Annotated in this window: 2 protein-coding genes; both read left to right on the forward strand. The window is 69.6% G+C overall.

All coding sequences use genetic code 11. The annotated features are described in order from the left end of the window. Window positions 1–839: 839 nt before the first annotated feature. Window positions 840–1,037 (forward strand): hypothetical protein, encoded by a 198-nt coding sequence (locus ABZ641_RS35565; protein WP_359988555.1) that lies wholly within the window; start codon window positions 840–842, stop codon window positions 1,035–1,037. Between the two features lie 252 nt (window positions 1,038–1,289). Continuing rightward, window positions 1,290–1,436: a hypothetical protein gene (locus ABZ641_RS35570; RefSeq protein WP_359988557.1), complete on the forward strand. Its 147-nt coding sequence runs from the start codon at window positions 1,290–1,292 to the stop codon at window positions 1,434–1,436. Window positions 1,437–1,883: the final 447 nt, after the last annotated feature.

The raw sequence follows: 1,883 nt of genomic DNA on the forward strand, positions 1-1,883 counted from the left end.
GCCGCGAGCAGCGCTTCGTCGATCGAGTGCTGCGCCATCAGCTGCTGGGCCTTTTCGGTCAGCGTCCATACCGGGCAATCTCACCGACCGCCCCCCGCGACATCTCGGCGCCGGTGAGACGCCACCTCACCATGGCAGAGCCTCCGGCCCCGCCGGCACCGAACCAGGCACCACATTCTGCTGAACGTCGCCCGGCTCCCCGCCGTGCGGACAGCCTGGCCGACTACCCAGAAGACCTCGCCCGATACGAAGCGCAGTCACAGTTCCGTGGCGGCGCAGCAAGTACCTCCAGGCGCGGTGCGCCACGGTCACGGTGACCTTCTGCTCGAGGACGAACGGCACGGGCGGGTCCATCACCAGCCTGCTCGCACCCAGTCGTAGTCCGGGGTTGCGGCGCACGCGGTCGCAGCGACGGCGCTGTCGGCAGGCTGGGGCCACGATCCGCAGCGTCCCGAGCCCCGCCGGGGTGCGCGACGCCCGCCACACCGTGCCCGCCTCGAGGCAGATCGTCGGATCGCCCGCTTCGCGGCGCAGCGGCGAGATCACGGCCGTGAGGCCGAGCGGGTACAGCGGGCACCAGGTGCGCGATCGTGCGCTGTTCACTGCTCTCGCCACCGTGCCTGTGGCGTTCGGTGCCACCGTGGTCCGGCGGCACCAGGGCACCCTAAGGGCTGTCCCGCAATGATCAAGGAGCCCAGGCTCGCGGATTCACGGGCTGTGAGAGGAGATCGTGCGCCGTACCGGCCGGCGTGAGGTTCGTTCGCTGAGCCCGGGAAAACCGTTGGACCCTCTGATGGGTGCGCGTCGTAGGGTCGGGGCGCGGAAACGCGGTCGGCGTCGTGGCGGACGACGTCGTCGAGGAAGCGCGCCGCCGATTCCCCGACGCTGCCGGAGCCCACGGCACGTGGCCGGAGTCGTCCGCCGACATGAGCCGGTGGCGCGAGCAGACCGGGCCCGCAGGGTTGTTCGAAGGGGCGGCCGAGCGGCCGTCGCGCACCGACGAAATCGTGCGCTTTGCCGGTCGACAGAGTCCGTAACGACGGGACCGAGGTGGATGAGTTCCAGGACAATCTGCTGCACGCGGTTCCGCAGTAAGAGGGCAAAGGCCTGTTCTGCGCCGCCGTACCCAGGGGCGACGGCGCGGCGGCGCTCATGTGGGGGCTCGGCCTCGCACGACGCTCCGACTCCCAGGATGCTGCGGACAGCTCCTGTTCGATGCCGCCCAGGCACGTGCCGCGCTCCCCGCGGCCGAGCAGGCGCTCGTCCTTCACCCGCTGCGTCGGGCCCACGTGGCCGCCCGGGTACGGCTGTGGCTGGACGAGATGGTGGACGACCCGAACCACGACGTCGACGAGCTGATCGACGGCCCGCTTCGGGTGCTGCGTTACGCGGCGCGCACGGGAGTTGGCGCGGCCGGTCTCACCCTGTGGTACTGACAGGAACTCATGGACGCGGGGGCTCCTGCCAGCAAGATCACGATATGCAGCTGGAGTGCTGACCGGCGCGTTGCCCGGAAGGCCCTCGAAGCATGGGGCCACGACGTCACCGACATCGAACCTTTTCAGGAGGAGCCCTGGGACTGCGGGCCGCACAGCGATGGCCGCGGCGATCTCGAACCTCCCTTCCGACTGATGGGCGAACGGCCCACCGGCCCAAGGATGTGCGGCCAGCCGAGTATTTCGGAACGAAAAGCGATGTGCCACATCGGTGCCAGATCGAATGGGGAGTCACGGGGAACGAGGGGCGTCAGCGGGTCCTGGGCCGTCGATCAGCTCTCCAAGCATCCGTTTACCGGGCGTTTCGTCCCTGGCTTCGGACGTTAGGTTCCGCGCCAGGTGGGGGTGGTCTCGCCGGTGAGGCGGCGGGTCATGAGGCCGATCATC

The organism is Kitasatospora sp. NPDC007106 (assembly GCF_040634455.1).
GTDB classification, from domain to species: Bacteria; Actinomycetota; Actinomycetes; order Streptomycetales; family Streptomycetaceae; genus Kitasatospora; species Kitasatospora arboriphila.